This is a genomic window from Sphaerochaeta associata (genome assembly GCF_022869165.1).
Taxonomy (GTDB): Bacteria; Spirochaetota; Spirochaetia; order Sphaerochaetales; family Sphaerochaetaceae; genus Sphaerochaeta; species Sphaerochaeta associata.
Genome location: NZ_CP094929.1, coordinates 1266618 through 1291158 on the forward strand (window position 1 = coordinate 1266618; position 24541 = coordinate 1291158).

Here is a 24541-nt window from a genome sequence, read left to right on the forward strand (position 1 = left end):
TATTACAATACAAGTGTTACTGTTTGTCGACAAGGAGAGACCATGAATCCTGCAGCTAGGAAAAAAGAGATTCTTTCGGTGCTTGCTCGGGATGGGTCTGTGCAAGTGGTGGAGCTTGCTCGTTCACTGGATGTTTCGAAAGTTACCATCCGTAGCGACTTGGATGAATTGGAGACGAAAGGATTGCTGGTACGAACCCATGGGGGAGCAGTACCTGCGGAAACACAGGGAAGTTCACGATTCATTTCCCAAACCATCAATGAATATACCAACCAGAAGATAGCGATTGCCAAGCTTGCATCTACGTTCATTAAAAGTGGACAGTCCATTATCATCGACAATGGAAGCACTACACTGCACATAGCTCAGTATATTGCCGATCTGCCCATCACCGTTACTACAAGCTCCTTATTGGTTATGCAGGAGTTGATGCACGCTGAGAAAGTAGACCTTTTAATGGCTGGCGGCATTCTCCGAAGGCCGTCGATGGGGTTGATGGGAAATTTCTCCAAGGAGTTTTATCGACAAATCCATGCTGATTGGTGTTTTCTTGGTGCTGCCGGGTATTCTTCCAGGCATGGTGTCTATTGTACGAACCTCATTGAGGCCGACACGAAACAAACCATGATCCAAAGTGCTTCCAAAGTCTGTCTCCTGGTCGATAGCTCCAAGATGGAGCATCTTTCCCTGGCAAAAGTGTGTGATTGGAATTCCATCCACTACCTCATCACCGATTCCATTTCTGAAGAGATCAGAACGGTCATTGAAAGCCAGGGAGTGAAAGTAATGGTTGTGGATGAAGCCTGATTATGCAAAAACACGTAATGTCTCTCGTTGGATTTTCTTCTGCATCAGAAATTGCAGCATATAAAACTGCATTCCCGTCGATGCATTATGAACTATCCTATAAGATGAGCGAGCAACTCTTATCTGAAGTCAGTCCCATGCTTGCAGGTCGCATCGCATCGGTGCATGCTTGTTGCCCGGCCCTTCCCATTTTTCCAAATTTTGGAAGTCATGATGAGCAAGTAATTGCACAAAGCTATGATGCCATCTGCAAAAGCTTTGAAACTGCACGGTCCTGCAATGCCGATATTGTGGTGCTCCATCCGGGATATGTCTGTGATCGGGCAATGCCGTCATCCAACGCTGCAAGGAAACAACTGCTTGACGACCCCTCTTTTTCCCGGTACATAGTGCATGCCGATGGTGCCATTTGCGGCGCTGACTATCCGAACCAGGACATCTACCGCTACCATGCCGTTCAGGCTTTCAAGCAACTTGAGCATGTCGCGCAGGTTGCCAGAACCTATGGAGTCAAACTGGCCGTCGAGAACCTGAATCCTCGTGTGGGGTATCTTTTCCAAACCCCATGGGAAATGGAGCGGCTTGCTGCCCTTCAGGATGTGTATCTGTGTTTGGATGTCGGCCATTTATGGATATCAAGCTTTGTTTATGATTTTCCTTATCTACCTGCTATTCAAAGAATAATTGAAACCGACAAGGTTGTTAACTGTCACTTGCACAGTAATGCCACCAATACGGCGGCAAAGCATTTCTCTGATGACCACCATACATTCGATAAATACGGTTTTCCTGCACGCCAAGTGCTTGAACTGTTGGCAGGAACCCATGCAAACCTGACACTGGAGATGGTGGAGGATTTTGACTATAACACCCGCTTTCTCCTTAAGGAAATTGCTGCAATACAACACGGTGGACAGGAGTAGGGGATGCAAGTTCTAGAGCAACTGTGTATTGGCAAAAGAGGTAAGGCTGAATTATGCGAGGATGGCGTGTTCGTCAATGCACACTTTGCCGCTGTTGTTGATGGATGTACCAGCCGTCTCCAGTTGGTTTCTACACAGCGAAGTAGTGGGATCATTGCAAAAGAGAGTATACTCTCCTGCCTATCCACATTGGACCCTGCAGCGACTATGGAGCAGGCATTTCATGCAATGAACGCATCAATACTCTCTTGGTATCAAAGCCAAGGGGTAGAGGAGGAGGCCTATTCCAATCCTGCAAAGCGTTGCTCGGCATATGTTTCTCTTGTGAGCAGGTTCCATAGGCAGGTATGGGTGCTCGGCGATTGCCAGGCTCTTGTCGGCTCTGTTTTAACGACGCGTCATAAGGCTGTCGATACTCTTATGGAGGATGTTCGTGCACTGTTGGTTGAACATGCGATGTTGCAGGGTCAAACCGTTGAATACCTTTTGGCAAATCCGCAGGTGATCCAGGCAAAACTTGAGGAATTCATGCAACTGCAACCAGCTTTTCAGAATTCCGTATTTCCATCATCTTACAGATACACTGTGTTGGATGGTTTTTTCTCTGATTACCAACACGTACAGATTGTGAACCTCCCCGATGCTCCGACCATAGTCGTACTGGCAAGCGATGGGTATCCTCAGCTCCATCCAACCCTCGCAGCGACTGAAGAAGCGCTGGAACTGCAATTACGCCAGGATCCCTTGATGGTTTCCACCTTCAGAGCGACAAAACCACTCATTGCAGGAAATCTTTCGTTTGACGATAGAAGTTTTTTGCGTATTATTGTTTAAAATTGCTATTTCTGATTGTATATCCGGAAAAGAAAAGTTGATATGCGTTAATAGATAAAAAAAGAAAAATAAAACTTGCGTTTTCTTTCATGTCGCCCATATACTATGGAAAATTTACTTTCTTGGTTTCAAGAACGTACCAACACATAGGAGGCATGGTATGAAAAAGGCGCTTATTGTTTTCTTCACTCTGATTCTTTTCTTCAATCCCTTGTTCGCACAAGGTGCAAGTGAAACGAAAAAGGTTGACAAGCTCACCATCTGGAGTGGAGCCAGCGAGGATGAGGCAGAAGCTCTCGTAAAGAAGTTCAACGAAAAGCAACCGGGTATCAATGTAAGCATTATCCGGGCTGGCTCCGGGGAATTGGTGAATCGGCTCTATTCCGAACAGCCAAAACCAGATGGAGATATTCTTTTGATGGTTGCAAAGGAAAATATGGAGCTTGCCTATGATTTCCTGGCACCGTATAAATCCATCAATCATGCCAAGATTGATGTATCGGTTCGCGATAGTGCAGACGTGCCGAGATTCTATGGATCCTCCATGCCGCTTCAGGCGATTATGGTAAATACCAATCTGTTGAAGAGTTCGGACTATCCAAAGTCCTGGGCCGACCTTGTCGACCCCCGCTTCAAGGGTGAAATCATTCTTGCAAATCCGGCTCTCTCGGGTTCTGCCTATGCTCAGGTCTACATGCTCTACAAGTTGTATGGGAATGATTTCCTGGCAAAACTCGCAAAGAACGCAGTATTTACAGCAAGCTCCACTGCAGGTCCGGAGTCTGTAGCGCGCGGTGAGTATGCAATCACCGTCACAGGTGAGTCCAATATCGGTAAATATATTGGCGAGGGTTCTCCTGTCACCTATGTCTATCCTGCGGAGGGAACAGGTGCACGCTTTGACGCTACCGGAATTATTGCAAACGGACCAAATCCCGAGGCTGCAAAATTATTCATGGACTTCATCACCAGCTTGGAAGCGTACGAAATCATTCGTTCAACACGTAACAGAAGAGTAGTGACCACCGAGTTGCCCGGACCTGAGAATCTGCCGGCGCTCAGTGAAATAAAGCTCTTCCCCTACGATGATCTTGAAGCAAAGAACATCAAGGAAACCTTGATCAACGATTTCTCGAATATGATGTAATGTTCATTCCTGCCTGGGGATTCACCCAGGCAGGAATAGTCAAGTAACTACAGGAGTACCTACCAATCATGAGTCTGAACCTGACATATAAACACGTGAATAAAATCTTCGGGGAACAATCCAAGAATCCCGTACATGCTTTGAAGGATGTTTCCTTTGCCATTGAACCCGGTGAGCTCTTTTGTCTTCTCGGTCCCTCCGGGTGTGGAAAAACCACGCTATTACGCTCAACTGCGGGATTGGAGTCGATTACAGACGGTCAGATACTCTATGGAGATAAGGATATGACCCTTATTCCTCCTTTCAGAAGAAATATTGGCATGGTATTCCAGAGCTTTGCTCTGTATCCACATATGAATATTTTCGAAAACGTAGCCTATGGGCTGCGTGTTCGAAAGACTGCGGATGACATCGTCCGGAAAAAAGTCACAGAAGTGATGGAGTTGGTCGGCCTGACCGAGGAGTTGAAGCGCAACCCCTCTCCAACAGGACTTTCCGGTGGCCAGCAGCAGCGTGTTGCAATCGCCCGGGCGCTCGTGTATGACCCGGATATACTGTTGCTTGATGAACCGCTCGCCAATTTGGATGCCAAGCTTCGTCGTTACATGAGGGCTGAGATAAGAAGAATTCAAAAGGCTACCAACATTACCACCATTTTTGTTACTCATGACCAGGAAGAAGCAATGGCTATCGGAGACCGGTTGGCTGTCTTGCGCAAAGGTGTAGTGGAGCAGATTGGTTCTTCCAATGAACTCTATACCCGCCCGAACAATGCTTTTGTATCAAACTTCATTGGCAAAATGAATTTCTTCAATGCAAAGCTTTCCGGACAAGGAAAAGCCACTATTGTAGGTACTCAAACGACTATTTCAGTGCGTCCTGAGAACATTCGATTCAGCAACAAAAAGATTGTGGAAAATGGAGCCTCTGTTCTGCTCGGAGCACGTCCCGAACAACTGGAAATCTGCAGGGAGAAGACCCCTGAAGGCATCAGGGGAACCGTACAGATCATACAGCATCTGGGACAATTCGTCAGATACGAGGTGGTTCTGGATTCGAGTATAAGCGATGCCTCGATGGAGATCGATATGCCCTATATGGTGGAAGGTGTTTTCGAACGTGATTCAGTGTACGTAAAAGTGAAGGAAGGCTTGCCGTTCATGTTCCTGCCGGAGGTTCGAAACTAATGAATATCAATAAGTCCACACCTCCAGTCAACATAAAGGGCAGTGATGAGAAAAGCTTGAAGAAGTTTTTGCAGAAAGATCTGACTCCCTATCTTGTTTTTGCAGTTCCTCTTGCCTTTATGGCAATCTTCCTTGTGTACCCGATGGTGGTGACCATGCTCAGGGCATTCATGCCTTCGGGGAACAAGTTGGTTCTGGGATCCTTTTCTTTGCAGGGATTTACCAAATTCTTTGAAAGTGCGATGTATCAGAAGGCATTGCTCAATTCGTTTATTGTAAGTCTTGCAGTTACGTTCTTCTGTGTTTTGATCGGTGTTCCTATGGGCTATTTTGTGGCTCGTGTGAAAATGCCCGGTAAAAATTTGATGCTGAGTCTAGGAATTCTCCCGATAATCATGCCTTCCTTCGTTGGAGCTTTCACCTGGGTGATTCTTTTGGGCAGACAAGGGGTGGTTCGTCACTTCCTGAATTTCATATTTGCTCCTCTCGGCATAGAAGTACCGACAATTTATGGTATGTTCGGCATGATTCTCTGTATGACGCTGACGTATTACCCGTTTGTGTTCCAACTCTCCTACGGTGCTTTTGCCTCGGCAAACTCATTGTTGGAAGAAGCAGGCATGCTGATGGGTGCCGGTCGATGGCACATCTTCAGAACCATCACCTTTCCCTTGATTCTCCCCAGCCTAGGCGCAGGTGCTTTGCTGGTTTTTGTCAGGGCAATTGGAAATTTCGGTATCCCTGCGATTATCGGCGGAGACAAATATGTACTTCCTACGTTGATTTATTTCCGGGTCAATGGTTTTTGGGACCTCAATGGTGCTGCTTCCATTGCAGTTGTCAATGTGTTGATTACCGCCTTGGTTTTGTATCTTCAGAAAAAGGTGATCAATAGACACGAGTATGAGACCATTTCGGCAACACACTCGGAAATCAAGCTACATGAAGGAAAGGCTATCAGAATTATTGCCATCGTGTATTGCATCATAATTCTTGTGGTTTCACTCTTGCCTCAGATTACCATCATCGTGATGTCTTTCTTTGAGAAGTGGGTAGGTCTCTTCCCTGAAGGTTTCACATTCAGAAATTATCTTCGGATTCCCCAATATTCAAACAAGGAGCTCTTCAACACCTTCTACCTATCTATCCTGGCAACGGTATTGGCAGCGGTATTGGGAAGCCTTATCGCCTACATCACAGAAAGGAAGAAGCCCAAGGGGGCTGCCTTGCTCGATCTATCGATCATGGCCCCATTCATTCTTCCTGGTACTGTTGTCTCTGTTGCCCTGCTTTCGGCTTTCAGCGGCAATAGTCTGATCAAATTGACGGGTACCTATACCATCATCGTCATCTCTTACATGGTTCGTCGCACTCCATATGTATATCGCTCGGTTGCAGCCAGCCTTTCGCAATTGAATCCTTCGCTGGAGGAAGCCTCCACCATTGCAGGGGCTAACTGGTTCTATACATTCCGCAGGGTTAGTGTTCCTCTCATAATGCCGGCGATTATTAGTGGGTCGATTCTCACCCTCACAACGTTGTTGCAGGAGTTGAGTACTACCATTCTGCTCTACAGCTCACGAACCAGAACGGTTCCCATTCAGATTTATGGAGCCGTAGCTGATGGCAAGCTTGGAGAAGCAAGTGCACTCTCGGTCATCTTGTTGGTGGTCGTATTTGGAATCGTCTACCTGATGAATCATAAGCAAGGGAAATCCATTGCCTCAAGTTTCAAAATGGGTTGACCCGTATTTCGGTACCGAAGGAGACTTCGGTACCGGGTTAGGACTTACTATGGACATCGATTTCTCATGGTTCAAAGACCATCTATTGTCCCAGATTCTTCCATTTTGGGATTCAGCATTTGATGATGCATACGGTGGGGTGTTTACGTGTTTCACGAATGATGGAAAGCAAAAGGTTTCAGATGACAAGTTCACGTGGTCCCAAGGAAGGATGTTGTGGTGTCTTTCGTACCTTTTGGATCACCCTCATTGTTCTGAAGGCCTTGATGACGCAACGCTCATGCGCTACAGAAAACGATGCGATGCACTCTACAGCCTGCTGAGCGAGCATGCACTGCTGGGCGGTGAGGATGAGGTCTGTGCTTTCTTGCTTGATCGTACGGGGCAGGCAAAGCCATGCGCCTCCGATGGCAGCAAGTATGCAAGCATGTATGCCGACTGTTTTGTAATCATGGGTTTCTCCCGTTATGCCCTGCTTGCCAAGCGAAAGGACATTGGTTTGAAAGCTCTCGGCATCTATAACAAAATGAAGCAGGTTATGGCACGGGGTATCATCAGAACCGAGCCCTACCCACTTCCCCCTGGCGCGACTGCGCAATCGATTCCCATGATTATCTGCAACACCGCTCATGAGCTGGCAACGGTCCTTCGAGCGCTGGGATTGCCCGAAGCCTCTGATGTCCACAAGGATGCCCAAACTGCAGCCCATTCCGTGCTTCAGGTTTTTGCACAGAATCGAACCATGCAGATTCGTGAGGTGGTCTACAAGGAAGCTGGCAAGGAACATGGATTGCTGGCCAGGCATCGCAATCCCGGGCATGCAATTGAATGCATGTGGTTCTGCCTTGATGCGCTTGGTGACGAGTATTATGAGGTGCTTTCTCCCTATGTATTATCATCGCTCGAACTAGGATGGGATGAAGAGTGGGGAGGTTTGCTGCGCTATGTGGATACCGATGGGGGAGAACCGAAAGGAGTGTGTGATGGTTCGGCATTCTCCCGACTCGTGGCGTCCACTTGGGATCTGAAGCTCTGGTGGCCTCATGTAGAAGCACTCTATGCATGTGCCCGTTTTTATAGGGTTGCCAAAGATGAGCGTTTTGCTCTTTGGTATGAGCGTTTGAAACAGTACACCTATTCCACCTTTCCTTCTGACAGAGGAGAAGAGTGGATTCAGATACGTACACGGAAGGGGTTGCCCCAAGAGCGAATCGTCGCACTTGGGGTGAAGGATCCCTATCATATACTTCGTATGCATCTGCTTATATTGGATATGAATGTAGAGTAATTCAAGGATATTGACCATGAAATATGAAGAGTTGTCGGAAATTGAAAGAAAAGCGCTGAACACGAGCATGTTCAAGGCATATGATATCAGAACAAAAAGTGCAGAGCTTCATGCACCATTGATGCTGCGTCTTGTCAAGGCCATCGGCCGGTACTTCATCGAAGTCCTGCAGGTGTCTTCTGTTGTTGTTGGAAGAGACGCACGACTGGCAGCTCCACCATTACTAGAGCTTGCCATTGAAGTATTTGCTGACATGGGTTTGGATATTGTCGTAAATCCATTGCAGATTTCCACCTGTCAGTTTTATTACAGTTGTATGCAGAACCCCCAATCAGCAGCAGTCATGTTTACTGCAAGCCACAATCCGGGAAGCTATATAGGAATGAAGGTAATGGCTCCTGGATTCCAGACCTTGGCTATGGGAAGCGGCCCCAAAGGAGGTATTACCTGTATCCGGGAATTCTATTGCGATAACTCCGACCAATGGTCCTCATCGAAGAAGAGAGGGTTGGTGAAGGTGCACCGTTATCTGGATGAATACATCTCATACTCCCTGAAACTCGCCGGCTTGGAAAAAGATTCTCTGAAGGGCACTTCCATTTTAGTAGACTACCTGTGTGGAGCTGCAGGCACCGAGGTTACCGAGGCTCTGCAATTTGCAGGTGCTGCAGTGCGTGCAAGGAATCTGATTCCAGATGGCCGGTTTCCCGCAGGTGATCCGAATCCTATTATCGCACAAAGTATTAAGCCGACATGGGACATGATGAGAAGTGGGGAATTTGATTTTGGATTCTGTTTTGATGGTGATGGTGATCGAATGGACATCATGACCAAGGAGGGTGAACAAATTACCCCATCGTTCAACCTCTCAATCCTGATTCCACATATCAATGAGTTCTTCAAGAAAGTGCATGCCTCTGGTTTCTTTGGAACTTCTGCATGGGACCCTCACATGTATTACGATGTGAAGGCAAATCCTCTCTCTGTCGTGTATCAAGCGAAGAGCGGCATTGGGGTTCATATCATTCGAAACGGACACTCCTTTATCAAGGAGGCACTTCGAAGGAACCTGAAGAAGCAGTATTTTGTGGCCAGTGAGGAATCCGCTCATTATTATATGAATTTTCCCTATAATCTGGACGACTTTTCTCAGGGCTTTGCCGCAACTGAAAACACGTTGTACTTCACCTTGCTCACTGCCAAAGTATGGGCTGCTTCTCCCGAGCTTTATATGCTAGCCCTTAAGCGGCAACAGAGTATTTTTAGAGAAAGGGAGTGGCCGTGCCATTTCTTCTCTGATGAGTACCTGGAACCGGTTGTTGCAGAAGTGGAAGACTTGTTTCGTAAACAAGGTCTTAAGGTTTTTACTGCAATGGAGGATGGAAGCAGTTTGGACGCGACACTCATGCGTCGCGGGCTTCCGGAGCACATTGATGTACAAACCGATCTAACCGGGGATTGGCTGCAAATAGCCCAACGCATCAGTCGTAGTGAGGAAGGAATGGCTCGCTGGGAAGTTGCTTCAAACAGCCAAAAGTGTTGTGAACAGGCGGTTGCCGACATTAGAAGCATTACTGATCGCTATGTAAACGCAAATCTAGCCATCTACGAATGAGCCAAGGAGGGCTTTGGCCGATGCAACTCTTCATCAATGCCAGTCTTATCTTGGAAGATAGGATTGAGGAAAACGGATATTTGGTGGAAGAGCAGGGGCGCATCCTTGCATTTGGACCGATGTCTGCTGCTCAAACCTGGGCAAAGAAAGCAGGCTCCACCATCGATTGCCGCCACCAGTACCTCTCCCCCGGCTTTGTGGACATCCACACCCACGGCTCGGGAGGCTTCGACTACATGGACGGGACGGTCGAGGCCTTCGAGCAGGCTGCGAAAGCGCACCTGCGCTACGGGGCCACGACGATTCTGCCCACCACCCTTGCCTCCACGGACAAGCACCTCTATCAGACCCTTGATGTATTCAAGCAGGCAAGCGCATTGACCGAGGGAATGCCGCACCTGCCGGGCCTTCATCTGGAAGGGCCGTACTTCAGCCCGCTGGAGAAGGGTGCGATGGAACAGCGGCACCTGCGCCTGCCCGACGAGCGGCACTACCTGCCGGTTGTCGAGTACGCCGAAGGGCTCATCCGCCGCTGGTCGCTCGCCCCCGAGCTTGAGGGGGCCCTTGCCATGGCGGACAAGCTTGTTCCGATGGGCATCCATCTCTCGGCTGCACACACCGCCGCCACCTACGAGCAGATGAGCGAGGCCTTCGACCACGGCATCAACCACCTGACGCACTTCTATTCGGCGATGTCCACCATTACCCGAAGGAACGGGTTCAGGATCCTGGGGGTCGTGGAGAGCGGCTACCTCATCGACGGGCTGACGCTGGAGGTGATCGCCGACGGCATGCACCTTCCCCCGGCCCTGCTCAGGCTCGTCTACCAGGCCAAGAAGAGCGAACAGATCTGTGCGTGCACCGACAGCATGAGGGCCGCCGGCCTGCCTGAAGGGCCCTCCATCCTGGGCCCGATCGAGGGGGGCACTGCGGTGATCGTCGAGGACGGGATCGCCAAGATGCCGGACAAGAGCTGCTTCGCCGGCAGCGTCGCAACGTGCGACCGGATGGTCCGCGTCCTCATGCGTGATGCAGGACTTTCCTTGTGGGAGGCGGTGAGGGCGTCGTCTCTGCTGCCTGCTTCCTTCATGGGGCTGGGCGACGTTACCGGCTCGATTGTCGTCGGCAAGCAGGCCGACCTCCTGGTCTTCGACCGGGACATCACCATCGAACGAGTATTTGTATCAGGAAAAGAGGTGCAGCCGAGAGGCTGACCGAACCAAGAACCAGAGGAGACAACGTATGAGCATTACCATTACGATCGCCGAGACGGCGCAGGAGCTGGGCCTGAGGGCGGCTGCGAAGATAGCCGACCTGCTCAACCAGGCGATAGAGGCGAGGGGGGAGGCGAGGATCATCCTCTCCACCGGGGCGAGCCAGTTCGAGACGATGGAGGCCCTGACGCAACAGGCCGTCGACTGGAGCAAGGTGGAGATGTTCCACCTGGACGAGTATGTGGAGCTGGGCGAGAGCCACATCGCAAGCTTCCGCAAGTACCTGAAGGAGCGCTTCGTATCCAAGGTGAACCTGAAGGCCGCCCACTTCGTCAACGGGGAGGGCGATGTGCAGAAGAACATCGCCGCCTTGAGTGCCGAACTGAGGAGGAAGGTGGTGGACGTGGGGGTCATCGGCATCGGGGAGAACGCCCATATCGCCTTCAACGACCCGCCGGCCGACTTCGAGACCGACCTTGCCTACAAGGTGGTGGAGCTGGACGAGCGGTGCAAGCAGCAGCAGGTGGGCGAGGGGTGGTTCAAGTCCTTGAAGGATGTTCCCAGGCAGGCCGTCACGATGTGCCCCCGCCAGATCATGGCGTGCCGGCATGTCGTCTCCTCGGTCCCTCATGCAGTGAAGGCCGAGGCGGTCTACAACACCATCACCCGGCCTGTGGACCCGATGGTTCCGGCAACCCTGCTGAAGACCCACCCGGATTGGAATTTGTTCATCGACATCAATTCCGCCTCAAAATTGGTTGCTTTAGCCTGAATGTATTCTTGATAGGACACTCTTGGAATATTCAATAATATTCCAGGAGTTCTTTGCTTCACGCTTCCTCCATCGCTTCTGCTGTGGTATCCTACTCTCGTAGTGATTCAGATGCCCCGCTGGTGTGTACAAGGGAGACGCAATGGTCCTGCATGGAAAGATACCCAGGCGCATTCTACGCTTGATGTTTTTACTGGTCCTTCCGATAACGTTGGTCTGTTTCACCCTGCTCTTTGGATATGAGCGCTCTCTCAAGGCACAAGCCTCGCTCACCCTGCAGGCAGAGCAGCAGAAAGGCACACTCATCATTACCAATCAGATCGAGTCGGTATTTTCACAATACGTGTCTGATTTATTGGTGGTCTACAACTCAAATGAGTTCTCGGACTATGCACAGGATCCCAACGAGACGACGCTTTTGGATTTGGCCAGGCTGTTTGTCAGAATAACAAATCAGAAAGAGTATATTTTTCACCAGCGATTCATCGACACGCAAGGGAAGGAGCTTATCCAGGTGGATCGAAACCCCGGTGGTCTCATTACCTTGGTAAGTGAAGAGCAATTGGAGGACCTGCATAAGTTTGAACTATTCTTGTCTGTTCGCAATCTAGCCCCACGGGTGCTCTATATATCCAAGGTAACCGCTGAAACGGATGAGAAGGGGAATCAAAAATCAGTCATCACCCTTGCATTGCCCGCTTATCGTGGATCGGTGTTTCTCGGTGTGGTAGCCATCGATTTCGATGCATGCCATCTACTCTCCTTTATGGCAGCCTATCAGGGTACATTGAACAAGGATCTGAGCTTCTCCCTTATAGACCCGCAAGGAAGAGTGCTTCTCAGCGGTGAAAATTCATGCCTGGCCCTTTACGAGACCAATAGGAATCTTTTTACCGAAATCCCGGAACTTCGCTCCTCCCTTTATGATTCGGATCAAGGTTCGGTTGTAATAGGAAATGTTATTTACACCTATCAAGCCGTCTATCCCAGAACCTACGAGCGGCTCTCCTGGAACCCGGGTCGTGTTCGTCTTTGGACGCTGGTAAGCTCATTCAACACCGCCGATGTTCCGCACCTGACCCACGAATTCCTGCTCTCCCATGGTTCCGTTAAATATGCAATTAGTGTATTGGTCTTTGTATTGGGCAGCATATTGGTTGTCTTTTTTCAGGTACGTGCAGGTGACAAACAGCAAATGCGCATCAGCTCCCTGATTGCAGAGTATGCCACCAACGGCATTGTCGTGTGTGATGCGCAGCAGAACATCACCTTCTGCAACCAGGCTTTCGAGGAGTTGTCGGGGTACACGCAGAATGAGCTGATAGGCAGGAGCTCCCATCGATTGAGGCAGGATCTTCAAGTGGTCACGCATACTCGGCATCAGGAAGAGATACATCCGGCGTGGGTGTTTCATCGCTCCGGCAACAAGTTCTTGACCAGCCTGTCCATAACCCATCTCTTCACCAGGGGGAACAAACTCGAGTACAGTGTAGAAGTGTACAGTCCCTCCCAGTGGACACCCTCTGACATCAGCGAGCTGTGTGAGTTGGCAAACCATGACCCCTCGCAGTGTTTTTCATCGGTTTTTTCCTTATTGAACCATAAGACCACGGTGAGTTGTCTGTGCATCAGGGTGCAGAACAGCAAGGAATTGGGTATGCTGCTCAATCAGAGCGAGCGTGTCAAGTTTTCTCAAAGTCTGGCCGCTACGCTTTCAACGCTTCTGGGCACGACAATAGGAGTCCATGCTTTCTCCTTTGATTCCTATTTCGTTTTCCTTAAGGACACCGAACTGGATGAATCAATGTCCAAGAAGATTCAATCACTGGTAAGAACGTTCCAAGAGCCTTACAACACCTTGGACATCCGCTTGGATTGCGGAATTTCTCATTACCCCTCCACCTCCTCAAATATCTTCGATCTTTTGGTGGATGCATATCTGGCAAGCCAGATGGTGGAGAAACTGAAGAACGGGCGGTATGTTTTCTATACAAGTGATGTCAAAAAGCGTTACCAACGACATACAGCAATCCGCGATGCGCTTTCGACTGTCTTCAATACCGATCAGATGCGGTTGTACTATCAGGCTCAGCTCTCCGTTGAAAGTGGAACCATCATCGGGGCGGAAGCCTTGATCAGATGGGAGCATCCGGTTCTAGGAACCGTTAGCCCCGACGAATTCTTGCCGATACTTCAAGAGCAGCAACAACTTGACCATTTGGGACGATTTGTTATCACAGAGTCCATTCAATTTCTCAGCCGAAATCTAGCATTTCTGCGAGCAGCCTGTCCGGCCTTCTCCCTGTCCATCAATCTGAGTCCCGAGGAGTTTTCCAACCCATCCCTGATTGATCTTTTGGGTTCCCAACTCAGGGAGCATCGTATTCCCGACAACTTTCTGACTGTTGAGTTGACAGAGCATACCGCAGTAGAGAACCTGACTTCTGCAAACTCAACCTTGGACAAACTGCATGCCCAAGGCATAGCCATCGCCATCGATGACTTCGGAACGGGCTTCTCTTCCCTCTCGTATATCATGGAACTGTCGATTGATATGATCAAGATCGACCGTTCATTCATTTCCCGTTATCCGGACTCACAATCCATCACCATCTACAAGACGGTTTTGCTCCTGGCCAAGGAAGTTGGGGCCACGGTGCTGGCCGAAGGTGTGGAGAAGGCCGAGCAACTGGCATTTCTCGCTGAGATCGGATGTGATCAGTATCAGGGTTACTATTTTTCCAAAGCCGTTGATGAGGCAGTATTTCTCAAGCAAGTTGAACAAGTTACCATAAAAACATAAAACCAAGAAGGTGCCTATGCATAAAAGCAGGTTGCTTTGCGTATGTGGGTTGGTTATTGGGTCCTTACTCTTTGCCTCTGTACCGTATCGTGAACTTATGGCCGGTTACGGCATGAGCGATGAGGACATAGAGTTTGCAATGCAGTACATGGACGATGCCGGTATCGGGCAGAGCGGGCATGCAGAACCTGAACCCTTGGAATATCAGCCATTTGTCGATGAGTACCAGATTCCGGATTTTGATGAAGGGACCGAGGACCTGTTGCTCTTGCAGGCAAAGAAAGTGTATGCAGAATTGACCAGTCGACTCACTGCGAGGGAAACTGGTGCGCTTCGTTCCCTGTTTCCTCATTCTCCAACCTTTGACGGCCAATCCATGCCGGGTTTCTCTCTGCAGGATATTTCGCTGATGACAAGCACACTGCTTGGATCTGCTGTTGATGCTCATTTGGCGGCAGCCCTCTGTACGGCGGCCTTTTCCTTCTGGCCTGATGAGAGTGCCATAATTTCGAATTACGCAGTCTCACTGGCCTCGCTCGTACAACGCGGTCATTCTCTACCGCTCGGAGAGGAGGAGATCATTACCATTGCCTCCTATGCAGTCAATCGATCCCTTGACCATGGACGTTGGAGCGGGGCAAGTGTACGCAGGCTGCTCAATGTGGGACAACTCTTAAGTGGTTTCGGTCGCTATGATGAGGCCCTGGCGGTGTTGGAAAAGGCGTATTCACTCGATGCCAGCGACAGTGAAGTCTGTGTCGCCCTTGCAAGCATCTACCAAAAGCTGGGACAAACGCAAAAGGCGAAAAACCTGCTTGCCAAGCGGCAGTTCCTGCCGTCTGCAACCATGCAACAGAGCAAGGCCGTCAAAGCGGATGCCGATATTGTAGCTGATTACCTCGGGCTTGGAGCCTCCGTGCCTGTGGAAGCGATGGAGCCTGCATTTGCTGCTTTGGAGAGTCAGGAGATTGTCACCGCTGCTGATTTCCTCAAGGATTTGGTCCCCCAAGAGGCAGAGAAGGTACGCAGGTTTGTCAGCTCTTTGGTCCACGAGCAAATCTACAAGCTCCCCAATCCTGTATTACTTACCCAATACGCCACCGTACAGGCGGTCAACGCCCCTCTGGGAAGCAGCGCCCTGGTAGAATTCACCCAAGCACTTGCAATCTATGCTGTACGAAGTGTTGCTGCGACGGCGGCTTATCAGGCAAAGATGTTTGAGAATCTGGGAGTTGATTTCAGGCTGAAGGTCGACCCGATGAAGATGCTTGCAAATCCTCAAGCGTATGAGCATTACACCGAGGATATGGTCATCGAGTACGATGATGCCGCACTTGATGAGAAGATTGCTGAAATCGAAGAGGCCGCCATGGATTTTGAATCCCTTATTGCGCAAGGCAATGTTGGAGCGGTAATGAGAACCCTCTCAACAATCGATCCTTCCTACGGACTCTTCGACCTGCGTCCCCACGACTACGCCGATGCGCAGAATATTGTGTTCCAACAGCAGAATTTTCTTGCAATGCAACAGGTGTACCAATTCTACACATCCTATATCGGGCGATTGACATTGGAAACGCTCAAGGTCGTACAAGATAGCCTTCATGCATATGATGAATCATATAAAGCACTGTCCATGAAAGAAAATGCAGATCTACAGAAAGCCGAGGGCATCGAGGATGATGATCAGCGGGCTCTGGCCGTCCATAAGGTGCATACCACCTATATTCCGCAATACAATGGGATTGCAAACCGATATTTCATGCAGGCCTCGAACGCATCGGTTCCCGCATATAAGAAACTTGAACGGATGGTCCAGCCCATGTACCAGAAGGTGTTTTCCCACATTCTTCTCATCAGCGACCCGCACGTACGCGAAGAGAAAGAGCTGATGCTTCGCTCTTTCATCCTCACCTATGTTACGTTGGCTTTGGAAAACATCCTGAGCAGCTACGCCGGGTACGAGTACAAGGATCCTTGGGACTGCGGGTGTGATTTTGCATCCTTGCGCCAGGCAGCCGATCGAGAACAGAACGAGCGCGATAAGCTGGAGAAAGAGAGGGAGGCGCGCGAACGTGAAGGAAAGAGGCAGTTTGACTCCAAGGAAATACCTCCGACTTCACCGCTTTACAAGAAATTGGATGCCTATGGCACCGACCTTTCCATCCCATTCATTCCCAGCCTCAAGGGGCGCATCAGCTGCGCCCGTACCGAAGCTGTTTTCACCGCCGACTTCTCCCCTGTCGGGGGGCCGAATCTTGACTACACCTTCAGTCAGAGTGCCAATAGCGGGGCAACCAATCATAGCGGCGGTCTGAGCATGGAGCTCGCCGACGGAAAAGCCTCCCTCTCGCTCAGAACATCGGTTTCTACGGATGGGAAGGGGGTGGTGACCGATTACCAGTTCAAAGGCAATCTGGATGTATCCGCATCAGCAGGACCTGCAAGCGCAGGCATAGGAGCAGAACTTTCCTACGGTTCTCAATCTGGATGGCAAAGTGATCTCCAGGCAAACGCATCGTTATCCGCCCAGACCTTTGCTGGCTCAGCCAAGGCTGGATATACCACATCGGTGAATGCTGGCAGCAACCTCACCGCTTCGTTTGAGAGGAATTTGAATCCGTTGCAGTCTCTCAGTGAAAGTGCATTCAATCAGTTGTCCGACATCGATGATGCTCCTAAACCTATATGGTCGGGCAGGTTCACTGAATAATGGAATACTAGGGTTGTAGAAGGTAAGATATACAAAATACCAAGATAGGAATAAACATAGTGTTTGGTTTAGCATTTGCTGAAAGAAAAAGGGAATCCCGAAGGATTCCCTGATGTGCTCGATCAAGCGCTCTTAGTAGCGGTTGAAGCTCGGGCGGGGCTTGGCGATGGCTTCGTTGACACGAAGGTTACGACCACCAAAGTCCTGGCCGTCAAGCTGGCTGATGGCGGCGATAGCAGCAGAATCGTCTTCCATCTCTACGAAACCGAAGCCCTTGGGGCGGCGGGTCTCGCGGTCAATGATGATGTTTGCACTCAGTACGGTGCCGTACTGTGCGAACAGGTCGCGAAGTTCCTCTTCGCTGGTGTTGTAACTCATGTTACCAACATAAATTTTCTTTGCCATTCAAAGCATCCTTCACAGGCCATTGCCTGTACAATAGAGTATTTGCTCTTTTTGGCGCAGTCTCGAACGTTTAACCTGTCTGCTAGTGGATTCAGTGAAGAACGCATACATACAAAGATAGGATAAGGGACTAGCTGCAACGCAAAAACCAAAGCAACTGTACGGTAGCATGCCCAAATACTCTTGTCAATGAAGGCCCTCCGCCTCTTTAAACATTTTTTGCAAATATGTAAGAGAAAAGTGCGGCAATATGTGCCGAAAACAGTACAGGGGGTAAAGACTTTATCCTGCTGGAAACCCTTTGCTTGAAATGATACCATCACTGTATGAAACACATCGAAGTAGCTGCAGCGGTTCTGCTTGAAGATAATGCAGTCTTTGCCGCACAACGCGGCCATAGTGGTCCGCTTGCCGGTCGTTGGGAGTTCCCTGGGGGAAAGCTGGAGGAGGGAGAGGATGGTACAGTTGCCATCGTCAGGGAGATCGAGGAGGAGTTGAAGACACAGATCGAGGTTGTACGTCATTTAATCACCGTCGAGCACCAATATCCGACATTTTTTCTGACGATGCATGCCTATCTTTGTAGACGGATTTACGGAGATCTTGAGCTGTCGGAACACATAGCCTCGTGCTGGATCGGCAAGGATGATCTTCTCACGCTTGATTGGGCGGAGGCGGATATACCGGTTGCCCGTGAGGTGGAAAAACTGCTCCGTTGAACTGCCCTTGATTCCTGCCGGTTCTCCAGCGATACTGAAGTCAAGAGAGGGTTTTGTGGAAAGTGTCCTGATTCCATCATTCGACAAGTTTTTTATCTCCTGCAACCTCTATAGGGTTGAACCAAGCAAGGCTGTAGTGCAAATCATCCACGGGGCTGCAGAGTACAAGGGCCGCTACCATGTCTTTGCAACCTATTTGCAAAGTCAGGGATACAGTGTACTGGTCAGCGATCAAAGAGGACACGGGAATTCCATCGATGCGCGTTTTGTGCGAGGTTTCATGCCGTCTGTAGAAGTATTGGTCGAGGACCAGTGGTATATAACCCGATTCCTCAAACAAGAGTTTTTTGGACAACCCATTCATCTGCTGGCACACTCGTTTGGTTCAAACATCGCCCGTCTCTATCTGCATTCCCATGATGAGCATATCGCTTCCTTGGTGATGACCGGTTCTCCGTGTTACGTGCCGGGAATCAGGATCGGGATGGCCTTTGTCAAATTGCTGATGCTGTTTCTTTCACCACACGGCTATGGCTTCATCTCAGGCAAACTTACTACCAGCGCCTCCTTGAAGTGGGTTTGTTCGGACCCGTCCGTCATCGAAGAGCGAAGAATTGATCCGTATCGGAAGAACTTTCGCTATCAGCTGGCGGCCATACATACCATTTTTAACTCGGTGAATGCATTGCATACGTATCCAAATCGCCCGATCAAGCATCCATCACTGCCGATTCTCTGTATATCGGGCTCTGAAGATCCTGTTCCGGGTTTTGCAAAAGGCTTGGCCGATACCCAAGCCTCGCTGAAGCGGATAGGGTATACTCGGATCTTCATGAAAGTATTCCAGGCGATGCGGCATGAGGTGCTGATGGAAAGGGAGAAAGAGCTGGTATTTACCCTGATCACCCAATTCCTGGACGGTAAATATCAGGGCGCAAGGCTTGACGATTGGCAGTTGTGATACGATTGTATAAGAAAGCATTGTTTTCTTTCAGGGCAAAGCCCGATTTCATCTTGTAAGGAGCGATGGATTATGAGAAAGAACACACGAGAAACGATTAGAAGGCCCAAGGATTGGGAAAGCGACCCGGCGTGGGATTCTGATGGAAAAGAGGTTTTCACGGAGGGGGGCAGGAAGCCTAAAACCAAAACAATAGAAAAAGATGAGGTGTTCGAGGCTGATAGGGGGGAAGATTCCTGACTGCAGTCAAATACACATGCATCCTCCCAAGCGATTGGGAGGATTTTTTATGGGGCGTAATAGGTTTCACACAGGTTCAAGGCATTCAGCTTCACTTCTTGGTTGGGAAGGGTCATGGTGTGCAATACCCGTCCGGATGCATTGAGGAAGGAGAACTCCAGGTCATAGACACCAGGATCCAGGTCGATGGAACCTACCCATGCCTCTGAAGGCAGGAAATGAGTGGAACGTACATCAGCACGCTCAGAGACATCCTGGGCGACACGGAAGATCAAGCCCAACAGCTCCTCGGCGGCTGTTACCTTTTCATCCTGTTGAGCAACAGAATCATAGATGGCGATACCCACCGCTTTGGCCATGGCACGCAAGACTGCCTTGGTCTTGGCTAATTCACTCTTCGATCGGAAGGTATCGATCGCAACATCACTGATGGATTCAATCTTTTGCAGGACGGTCTCTTCCTGTCCCGTTGCCTTGACCCTTATGCTCTGCACGTTGGAGTATCGTCCCACCAGAACAGGGTAGGCGATTTTGGCATGATTGGTCGGGCTGACAGAGAAGTACTCCCACCGCTCCTGTTTTTGCGGAGCCTGTCCGCTGAATGAGAGGAGATGCAGCCGTGCCTTACCCTCTTGAGGATCGCTTTGCTCGACCGAAGAGGGAAGGGAGAAGCGGTATAACTGCGGTTGGGAGGCAAACGCATGCTTTACTTGCTCCTTGGCGTAATATGCCGTTGAACTCTCACCTAATGACTGAGCAACAAGAGAGGCCAGGTAGTTGGTGAGTGCGCTTGTTGAGAAGGAGGCTGCAAAGGTTTCTGTATTGACACCCCCCAAGCCTTGCTGCGAGGCATAGTCACGAACCTGTTTTCTGTACTGTTCGTATTTCTGCTTCAGCAACGCCTGCTTCTCCATGCTGCGGTTGAGTTCAACCAAGGCGGACTCTTCCTGGCCGAGAGCAAGGAAATTCAAAGCCTTGAACAGGTTCAGGTAGATATCTTCATACTCCTCACCTTGATAGGCCTTGGTGTTGTCGTTGACGATGAAGGAGGCGATATTGGCTGTGATGCTCTGGGTATAGGCTTCACGGATAAGCCGTTCCGATTCGGAGAGCAGGTTGTTCGACTCCTGGTAGTTTTTATTCAGACGGGCGAGCATGCCTAAATCGTAGTTGACGATGATCGGTCCCTGGGCTTTCAGCAGACTGGGGGCCTGCATCTGAAGATTTTGGTAGGCTTTGTCATAGTTCCCTTGCATGATATGCATTTGGGAGCTGGAGAGATCAACATAGGATGAACATCCAAGGAACAAGGTTGGACAGAGCAGCAGCAGGCAGAGCAAACGGGTCGTAAAAATCATGTGGTGTGTAGTTCTCATACCTTGGTTTGTTCCCTTCGCCATGGCAACAATGTAGCATTCCTGCCTCATGCACGCAACAAGACAGTACTCAAAAAATGGGGCATTTGTATGTTTAAACCTCTTTTATTCTACACAATGGGCCGCTTATCTGGTACACTTTGTAACGAAACACGCCCTTTATGGGTTTTGGAACAAGGAGAGCCTGAAATGAAACGAACCTTGTATGGGAGCCTGCTCCTTTTTATTATGATGATGTTGCTTCTCTCCTGCCAATCGGGCGTTTCGGTGAACCGGCTCAGCGCTGATGCCGACATCGATTTGAGCGGGAACTGGAACGATACCGATATCCGTATTGTCTCTGAAGCCTTGGTTGAGTCGAGTTTCTCCTCACCGTGGATAACGCAGTTCCGGATGAAGCATCCAGGAAAGAATCCGGTGGTCATCGTCGGCACCTTCCTCAATCGCAGCAGTGAGCACATCGATACATCCATTATTGCGAAACGTTATGAGATGTCGTTGATCAATTCCGGTAAAGTCGACATGGTCGCCGACCAGTCCTTCCGTGCCTCTGTACGCGATGAACGGGAAGAGCAGCAGTACTTCGCAAGCGAAGAGACCGCCAAGGCCCTGGGTAAGGAAATTGGTGCCGATTACTTGTTGCAGGGAGCGGTTCGAACCAATCTCGACCAGAGTGGGAACCAAACAGTCCGGACCTACTATGTCTCTGCCGAGTTGATCGACATCGAAACCAACCGCAAGGTCTGGGTTGGTGAAGAGACCATTAAGAAGCTCATTAAACAGAGCAAGTACAAGTTCTAGGAGGCCCGATGACCAAACTTGGCAGATTCGCACTCCCGGTCTTGGTTTTCCTGATGCTCGTCTCCTGTACTCAGTTGGATGGCTCCCGTTCTGGTGCTCCGATGTGGTTGGATCGTGCATATGACGGAAAGTATAATGAAGAGACATACCTGTGTGCGGTCGGTTCAGGTTCGACCAGGGAACGGGCCGTCGAATCGGCGCTCTCCTCATTGTCCCAGATTTTCAACGCCCAGGTTCGTTCGGTCACCGAGGTGACCAGTCTTTCCAGCAGGGAGACCGATGTTGCAGGAAATGTCACCTTCGCAGAGTCTTCAGATATGTTGGAGATCGGGTCTGTCACTTCCCGGACGGAGCAAATCATCGGAGCGGAGGTCGTCGGCACCTATACCGACGCACTGGGAAGGGTGTATGCCCGGGTAGCCTTGCATCGAAAGCGCACTGCAGATCTCTATCAGAACCGTATAGCAGATCTTTCGACCTCGTTGGCGCAAGCGCGGACGAAGAGTGCTCTCGCCTCGGATGACGTACGTTCTTATTTACTGTTGTTGCAGGCCAAGAGTCTTGCCCGCGAGCAGCAATCGCTGTATGACCAGTTGCAAGTGCTGCTTCGTCAGCCTCAGAAGCAGGTACTGCTCGGCTATGAGCGCGAGCTTGCAGCCCTCGCAGAGCGAATACAGGTCAAGGTGGAAGTCTCCTCTGACAGCCTCAGCACTCCAGTATTGCAGGCGGCCTTCGAGAAGGGACTGCAAGATTTTGGATTCAGGATTTCCGATCAAGGACAGGGTCCGGTCCTCACGGTTGTGTATACTGTAGAGCCCCTTGAGATGGCTGACAGCCCGTATCGATATGCCAGATACACGCTTGCTGTTCAGTTCAAGCGTGGCTCCGAGACCTATCTTTCCTACGAAAAAAGTGAGCGGGAAGCAGCTCTCTCACAGGTCGATGCGGTGGCAAAAGCCTTGCGGTCGGCTGGTAAAAACGGTGTTGAAGAATTCTTTAGCCTCATGCTGACAACGCTTGGGGATGAAACGTAGTGGAGGTTTCACAATGAAAACAAAGTATGCGGTAATCGCACTCGTATTGCTGGCACTTATCTTAACCGGATGTGCATCAACCAAAGTAAAAGACGCTCCGGCTCCCGCCCGTCCTGTGATAATCGGTGCTGAAGGCATCCCCCAGCCTGAGTGGGTGTACAAAACCATTTCCACCCAGGATGTCCATTTTGAGACCGGGTATGGAAAGATGAGCGACAAGCAGAATTCCATCAAGCGTGCTACCGTTGAAGCGAAGAACAAGATTGCTGCATGGGTGAGTACCACCGTCAAGGAAGTGGTGGTAACCTATGTCAATGATGCAGGCAGCGGGGACAACCGTCAGGCCCTCGATGCCATGGAAGTAATCAGCCAGCAGGTTGCGGAGGCCACGCTCAGCGGAGTCACCACCGAAGAGATTTGGGTTGATGCAGAAGGGGCTGTGTGGGTTCTCTGTTCCATCCCGATGGCTAACATAGAGAAGAATTTTGAACCCGCTGCCGATGCTGTAGCGGAAGCCTTTGTTGAAAGCGACGCAGCAGCTGCTGCAAATGCAAAAATGAAGGATGCGTTCGCCAACCTGCTCAAGGGAGCAATGTAAGCTTTGGCGGCTAAGAGTGGCCATGTAATGCTCTCTTTGCTCATACTCCTGGCTTTCAGCAGCTGTGCTACGGTTGGCCGGGAGGGGGGCTCTGATGTACTTGCTTCGCTGGATGTCAGCAAGTACCCGGGCAATGTATATGTAGGCATCTCAGGTCCCTACTCAACAAAGGAGAGGATGGTTGAAGAGGCCATCCTCTCTGCTGCAAAAAGCATCCATCTCAATCAGGCCATCGCCTTGGACAGTCGTCTGGTTACCTCCTATCACTCAAGCGTTGGACTTACCTCCTTTGCTGTGGATGAGGCCGCATACTTTGACGATACCGCCATGGCACAGACCATTGAGGCCCTCAAGGTCCTCTCGGTTCAGTTTGACGAACAGGCAGGGGCAGTGGTTTTGGTTGCCTATCCAGAGCAGAAGGAGCAGAAGCGCATCTATCAATCGATATATGATGACCAAGGAAGACCCACTTGGTTGAAAACCTACCCAAAGGTTGAAGGGTATCGATTTGGAATCGGGTCTGCAAAGCGCTACTACTTTCTCAATGACTCATTGGAAGCGGCCGACTTCGCCGCCGCCCAGAATTTACTGGATTTGAAGACCGACCATGCACTATCGGTGGAGAAGGTCAGCACCCATGATGAGGTGATGCAACGCGATCTCTATCAGGCCCAGCGGGGTCTTTTGTCCGGTTTTACCATCCTTGCCCGCTATTATGACAAGGAAACGCAGACATACTGGAGCTTGGCCTCCTGCTATGAATAAGGATGTATCCATGAAACGAAGTGTTGTTGTAATCCTGCTTGGCGTATTGCTTCTTGCAAGTTGCGCCACTCCCAAAATTAATCCTGATGGATCGCCGTACTGGACGACCCATACCCCTAAGAGCACTCGGACCATGCACTACGAAGTAGGCTCGGCAAAGCAATCTACGCCTCAGTTGAGTCAGCTGCGTGCCGAATCAGCAGCCAAGGATGCCATCGGTCGATGGGCCTCCACCAATGTGGATAATGCATTGGTGACCTTCATCGAGGAAGCCGGAGAAGTGCTGAAGACGCAGCAGATGCTGGAAGTCCTTCAGAACCTGAGTATCCAGACGGTCAACATCGGTCTCAGAGGCGTTACCTTTGAAGAGCGCTACACCGCACCCGACGGTACCGTATGGGTTCTTGCCTCCTATCCGGTCAAGAACCTCAAGGATGCCTACAAGCAGCAGGCGGTCGAGCTTCAGCAGCGCATGGCCCTTGCCGAGGCACAGGCACAGGCTCAAGTGCTCCAAGCAGAAGCCATGCTTGCATTCCTTGATGCACAGCTTGAGAAAGAAATCGAAGAGTAACCAGTCCATTGCATGTTTCAGGA

At 50.1% G+C, this 24541-nt stretch carries 22 protein-coding genes; 20 read left to right on the plus strand and 2 right to left on the minus strand.

Annotation, left to right across the window (positions count from 1 at the left end; all coding sequences use genetic code 11):
* The first annotated feature begins 42 nt into the window (after positions 1 to 42).
* The 12 genes from MUG09_RS05810 (at position 43) to MUG09_RS05865 (ending at position 17048) form a co-directional block, all read left to right on the plus strand.
* The gene (locus MUG09_RS05810; RefSeq protein WP_244774425.1) at positions 43 to 807 is read left to right on the plus strand and encodes a DeoR/GlpR family DNA-binding transcription regulator; all 765 of its coding nucleotides are present in this window, start codon (positions 43 to 45) and stop codon (positions 805 to 807) included.
* Between the two features lie 2 nt (positions 808 to 809).
* A complete protein-coding gene (locus MUG09_RS05815; RefSeq protein WP_244774427.1) occupies positions 810 to 1730 on the plus strand; it encodes a TIM barrel protein in 921 nt (306 codons plus the stop codon).
* 3 nt (positions 1731 to 1733) lie between these two features.
* Positions 1734 to 2564 carry a hypothetical protein gene (locus MUG09_RS05820; protein ID WP_244774429.1) on the plus strand — a complete coding sequence of 277 codons (831 nt, stop codon included), beginning with the start codon at positions 1734 to 1736 and terminating at the stop codon, positions 2562 to 2564.
* 160 nt (positions 2565 to 2724) lie between these two features.
* Entirely contained in the window at positions 2725 to 3711 is a 987-nt protein-coding gene (locus MUG09_RS05825; RefSeq protein ID WP_244774431.1) for an ABC transporter substrate-binding protein, read from the plus strand.
* A gap of 68 nt (positions 3712 to 3779) precedes the next feature.
* A complete protein-coding gene (locus tag MUG09_RS05830) occupies positions 3780 to 4898 on the plus strand; it encodes an ABC transporter ATP-binding protein (protein ID WP_244774433.1) in 1119 nt (372 codons plus the stop codon).
* Positions 4898 to 6643: an ABC transporter permease gene (locus MUG09_RS05835; RefSeq protein WP_244774435.1), complete on the plus strand. Its 1746-nt coding sequence runs from the start codon at positions 4898 to 4900 to the stop codon at positions 6641 to 6643. The genes MUG09_RS05830 and MUG09_RS05835 overlap by 1 nt, the downstream gene beginning before the upstream one ends.
* 49 nt (positions 6644 to 6692) lie before the next feature.
* Positions 6693 to 7931, plus strand: a complete 1239-nt coding sequence (locus tag MUG09_RS05840) for an AGE family epimerase/isomerase (RefSeq protein ID WP_244774437.1) — start codon at positions 6693 to 6695, stop codon at positions 7929 to 7931.
* A 16-nt stretch (positions 7932 to 7947) separates the two neighbouring features.
* Entirely contained in the window at positions 7948 to 9546 is a 1599-nt protein-coding gene (locus MUG09_RS05845; protein WP_244774440.1) for a hypothetical protein, read from the plus strand.
* Positions 9547 to 9566: 20 nt separating this feature from the next.
* Positions 9567 to 10760, plus strand: coding sequence for an N-acetylglucosamine-6-phosphate deacetylase (gene nagA, locus MUG09_RS05850; RefSeq protein ID WP_244774442.1), 1194 nt, complete (start codon positions 9567 to 9569; stop codon positions 10758 to 10760).
* Positions 10761 to 10788: 28 nt separating this feature from the next.
* Positions 10789 to 11532, plus strand: coding sequence for a 6-phosphogluconolactonase (locus MUG09_RS05855; RefSeq protein ID WP_244774445.1), 744 nt, complete (start codon positions 10789 to 10791; stop codon positions 11530 to 11532).
* A 142-nt stretch (positions 11533 to 11674) separates the two neighbouring features.
* Complete coding sequence (locus MUG09_RS05860; RefSeq protein WP_244774447.1) at positions 11675 to 14335, plus strand: EAL domain-containing protein; 2661 nt, start codon at positions 11675 to 11677, stop codon at positions 14333 to 14335.
* A 97-nt stretch (positions 14336 to 14432) separates the two neighbouring features.
* Positions 14433 to 17048, plus strand: a complete 2616-nt coding sequence (locus MUG09_RS05865; protein WP_244774449.1) for a tetratricopeptide repeat protein — start codon at positions 14433 to 14435, stop codon at positions 17046 to 17048.
* A gap of 132 nt (positions 17049 to 17180) precedes the next feature.
* Here MUG09_RS05865 and MUG09_RS05870 read toward each other — a convergent pair whose 3' ends face one another.
* Positions 17181 to 17453, minus strand: a complete 273-nt coding sequence (locus tag MUG09_RS05870) for an RNA recognition motif domain-containing protein (RefSeq protein WP_013606721.1) — start codon at positions 17451 to 17453, stop codon at positions 17181 to 17183.
* Positions 17454 to 17779: 326 nt separating this feature from the next.
* On the opposite strand from MUG09_RS05870, the gene MUG09_RS05875 reads away from it, so the two are divergent.
* The 3 genes from MUG09_RS05875 to MUG09_RS05885 all read left to right on the plus strand — a co-directional run bounded on the left by MUG09_RS05875 (position 17780) and on the right by MUG09_RS05885 (position 19373).
* Positions 17780 to 18172, plus strand: coding sequence for a (deoxy)nucleoside triphosphate pyrophosphohydrolase (locus tag MUG09_RS05875; protein ID WP_244774452.1), 393 nt, complete (start codon positions 17780 to 17782; stop codon positions 18170 to 18172).
* 55 nt (positions 18173 to 18227) lie between these two features.
* The gene (locus tag MUG09_RS05880) at positions 18228 to 19133 is read left to right on the plus strand and encodes an alpha/beta fold hydrolase (protein ID WP_244774453.1); all 906 of its coding nucleotides are present in this window, start codon (positions 18228 to 18230) and stop codon (positions 19131 to 19133) included.
* 72 nt (positions 19134 to 19205) lie between these two features.
* Positions 19206 to 19373, plus strand: coding sequence for a hypothetical protein (locus MUG09_RS05885; RefSeq protein WP_244774454.1), 168 nt, complete (start codon positions 19206 to 19208; stop codon positions 19371 to 19373).
* 47 nt (positions 19374 to 19420) lie between these two features.
* On the opposite strand, the gene MUG09_RS05890 is transcribed toward MUG09_RS05885, so the two are convergent.
* A complete protein-coding gene (locus MUG09_RS05890; RefSeq protein WP_244774455.1) occupies positions 19421 to 20773 on the minus strand; it encodes a COG3014 family protein in 1353 nt (450 codons plus the stop codon).
* A 165-nt stretch (positions 20774 to 20938) separates the two neighbouring features.
* Here MUG09_RS05890 and MUG09_RS05895 point away from each other — a divergent pair, with 165 nt between their 5' ends.
* The 5 genes from MUG09_RS05895 to MUG09_RS05915 are packed head-to-tail and all read left to right on the plus strand — an operon-like array spanning position 20939 to position 24518.
* The gene (locus MUG09_RS05895; protein WP_244774456.1) at positions 20939 to 21550 is read left to right on the plus strand and encodes a penicillin-binding protein activator LpoB; all 612 of its coding nucleotides are present in this window, start codon (positions 20939 to 20941) and stop codon (positions 21548 to 21550) included.
* Between the two features lie 8 nt (positions 21551 to 21558).
* Entirely contained in the window at positions 21559 to 22584 is a 1026-nt protein-coding gene (locus tag MUG09_RS05900; protein WP_244774457.1) for an LPP20 family lipoprotein, read from the plus strand.
* 13 nt (positions 22585 to 22597) lie between these two features.
* Positions 22598 to 23182, plus strand: coding sequence for a hypothetical protein (locus tag MUG09_RS05905; RefSeq protein WP_244774458.1), 585 nt, complete (start codon positions 22598 to 22600; stop codon positions 23180 to 23182).
* Between the two features lie 3 nt (positions 23183 to 23185).
* Positions 23186 to 23947 (plus strand): hypothetical protein, encoded by a 762-nt coding sequence (locus MUG09_RS05910; protein WP_244774460.1) that lies wholly within the window; start codon positions 23186 to 23188, stop codon positions 23945 to 23947.
* 10 nt (positions 23948 to 23957) lie between these two features.
* Complete coding sequence (locus MUG09_RS05915) at positions 23958 to 24518, plus strand: hypothetical protein (protein ID WP_244774462.1); 561 nt, start codon at positions 23958 to 23960, stop codon at positions 24516 to 24518.
* Positions 24519 to 24541 lie beyond the last annotated feature (23 nt).

What these genes read in the sequence shown, in the direction of transcription:
- MUG09_RS05860 (WP_244774447.1), top strand. Translation starts at nt 11,675, where the DNA reads ATGGTCCTGCATGGAAAGATACCCAGGCGCATTCTACGCTTGATGTTT.
- MUG09_RS05900 (WP_244774457.1), top strand. Translation starts at nt 21,559, where the DNA reads ATGACCAAACTTGGCAGATTCGCACTCCCGGTCTTGGTTTTCCTGATG.
- MUG09_RS05905 (WP_244774458.1), top strand. Translation starts at nt 22,598, where the DNA reads ATGAAAACAAAGTATGCGGTAATCGCACTCGTATTGCTGGCACTTATC.
- MUG09_RS05890 (WP_244774455.1), bottom strand. Translation starts at nt 20,773, where the DNA reads ATGGCGAAGGGAACAAACCAAGGTATGAGAACTACACACCACATGATT.
- MUG09_RS05870 (WP_013606721.1), bottom strand. Translation starts at nt 17,453, where the DNA reads ATGGCAAAGAAAATTTATGTTGGTAACATGAGTTACAACACCAGCGAA.
- MUG09_RS05845 (WP_244774440.1), top strand. Translation starts at nt 7,948, where the DNA reads ATGAAATATGAAGAGTTGTCGGAAATTGAAAGAAAAGCGCTGAACACG.
- MUG09_RS05895 (WP_244774456.1), top strand. Translation starts at nt 20,939, where the DNA reads ATGAAACGAACCTTGTATGGGAGCCTGCTCCTTTTTATTATGATGATG.
- MUG09_RS05810 (WP_244774425.1), top strand. Translation starts at nt 43, where the DNA reads ATGAATCCTGCAGCTAGGAAAAAAGAGATTCTTTCGGTGCTTGCTCGG.
- MUG09_RS05865 (WP_244774449.1), top strand. Translation starts at nt 14,433, where the DNA reads ATGGCCGGTTACGGCATGAGCGATGAGGACATAGAGTTTGCAATGCAG.
- MUG09_RS05855 (WP_244774445.1), top strand. Translation starts at nt 10,789, where the DNA reads ATGAGCATTACCATTACGATCGCCGAGACGGCGCAGGAGCTGGGCCTG.
- MUG09_RS05885 (WP_244774454.1), top strand. Translation starts at nt 19,206, where the DNA reads ATGAGAAAGAACACACGAGAAACGATTAGAAGGCCCAAGGATTGGGAA.
- nagA (WP_244774442.1), top strand. Translation starts at nt 9,567, where the DNA reads ATGCAACTCTTCATCAATGCCAGTCTTATCTTGGAAGATAGGATTGAG.
- MUG09_RS05820 (WP_244774429.1), top strand. Translation starts at nt 1,734, where the DNA reads ATGCAAGTTCTAGAGCAACTGTGTATTGGCAAAAGAGGTAAGGCTGAA.
- MUG09_RS05915 (WP_244774462.1), top strand. Translation starts at nt 23,958, where the DNA reads ATGAAACGAAGTGTTGTTGTAATCCTGCTTGGCGTATTGCTTCTTGCA.
- MUG09_RS05830 (WP_244774433.1), top strand. Translation starts at nt 3,780, where the DNA reads ATGAGTCTGAACCTGACATATAAACACGTGAATAAAATCTTCGGGGAA.
- MUG09_RS05875 (WP_244774452.1), top strand. Translation starts at nt 17,780, where the DNA reads ATGAAACACATCGAAGTAGCTGCAGCGGTTCTGCTTGAAGATAATGCA.
- MUG09_RS05835 (WP_244774435.1), top strand. Translation starts at nt 4,898, where the DNA reads ATGAATATCAATAAGTCCACACCTCCAGTCAACATAAAGGGCAGTGAT.
- MUG09_RS05815 (WP_244774427.1), top strand. Translation starts at nt 810, where the DNA reads ATGCAAAAACACGTAATGTCTCTCGTTGGATTTTCTTCTGCATCAGAA.
- MUG09_RS05840 (WP_244774437.1), top strand. Translation starts at nt 6,693, where the DNA reads ATGGACATCGATTTCTCATGGTTCAAAGACCATCTATTGTCCCAGATT.
- MUG09_RS05825 (WP_244774431.1), top strand. Translation starts at nt 2,725, where the DNA reads ATGAAAAAGGCGCTTATTGTTTTCTTCACTCTGATTCTTTTCTTCAAT.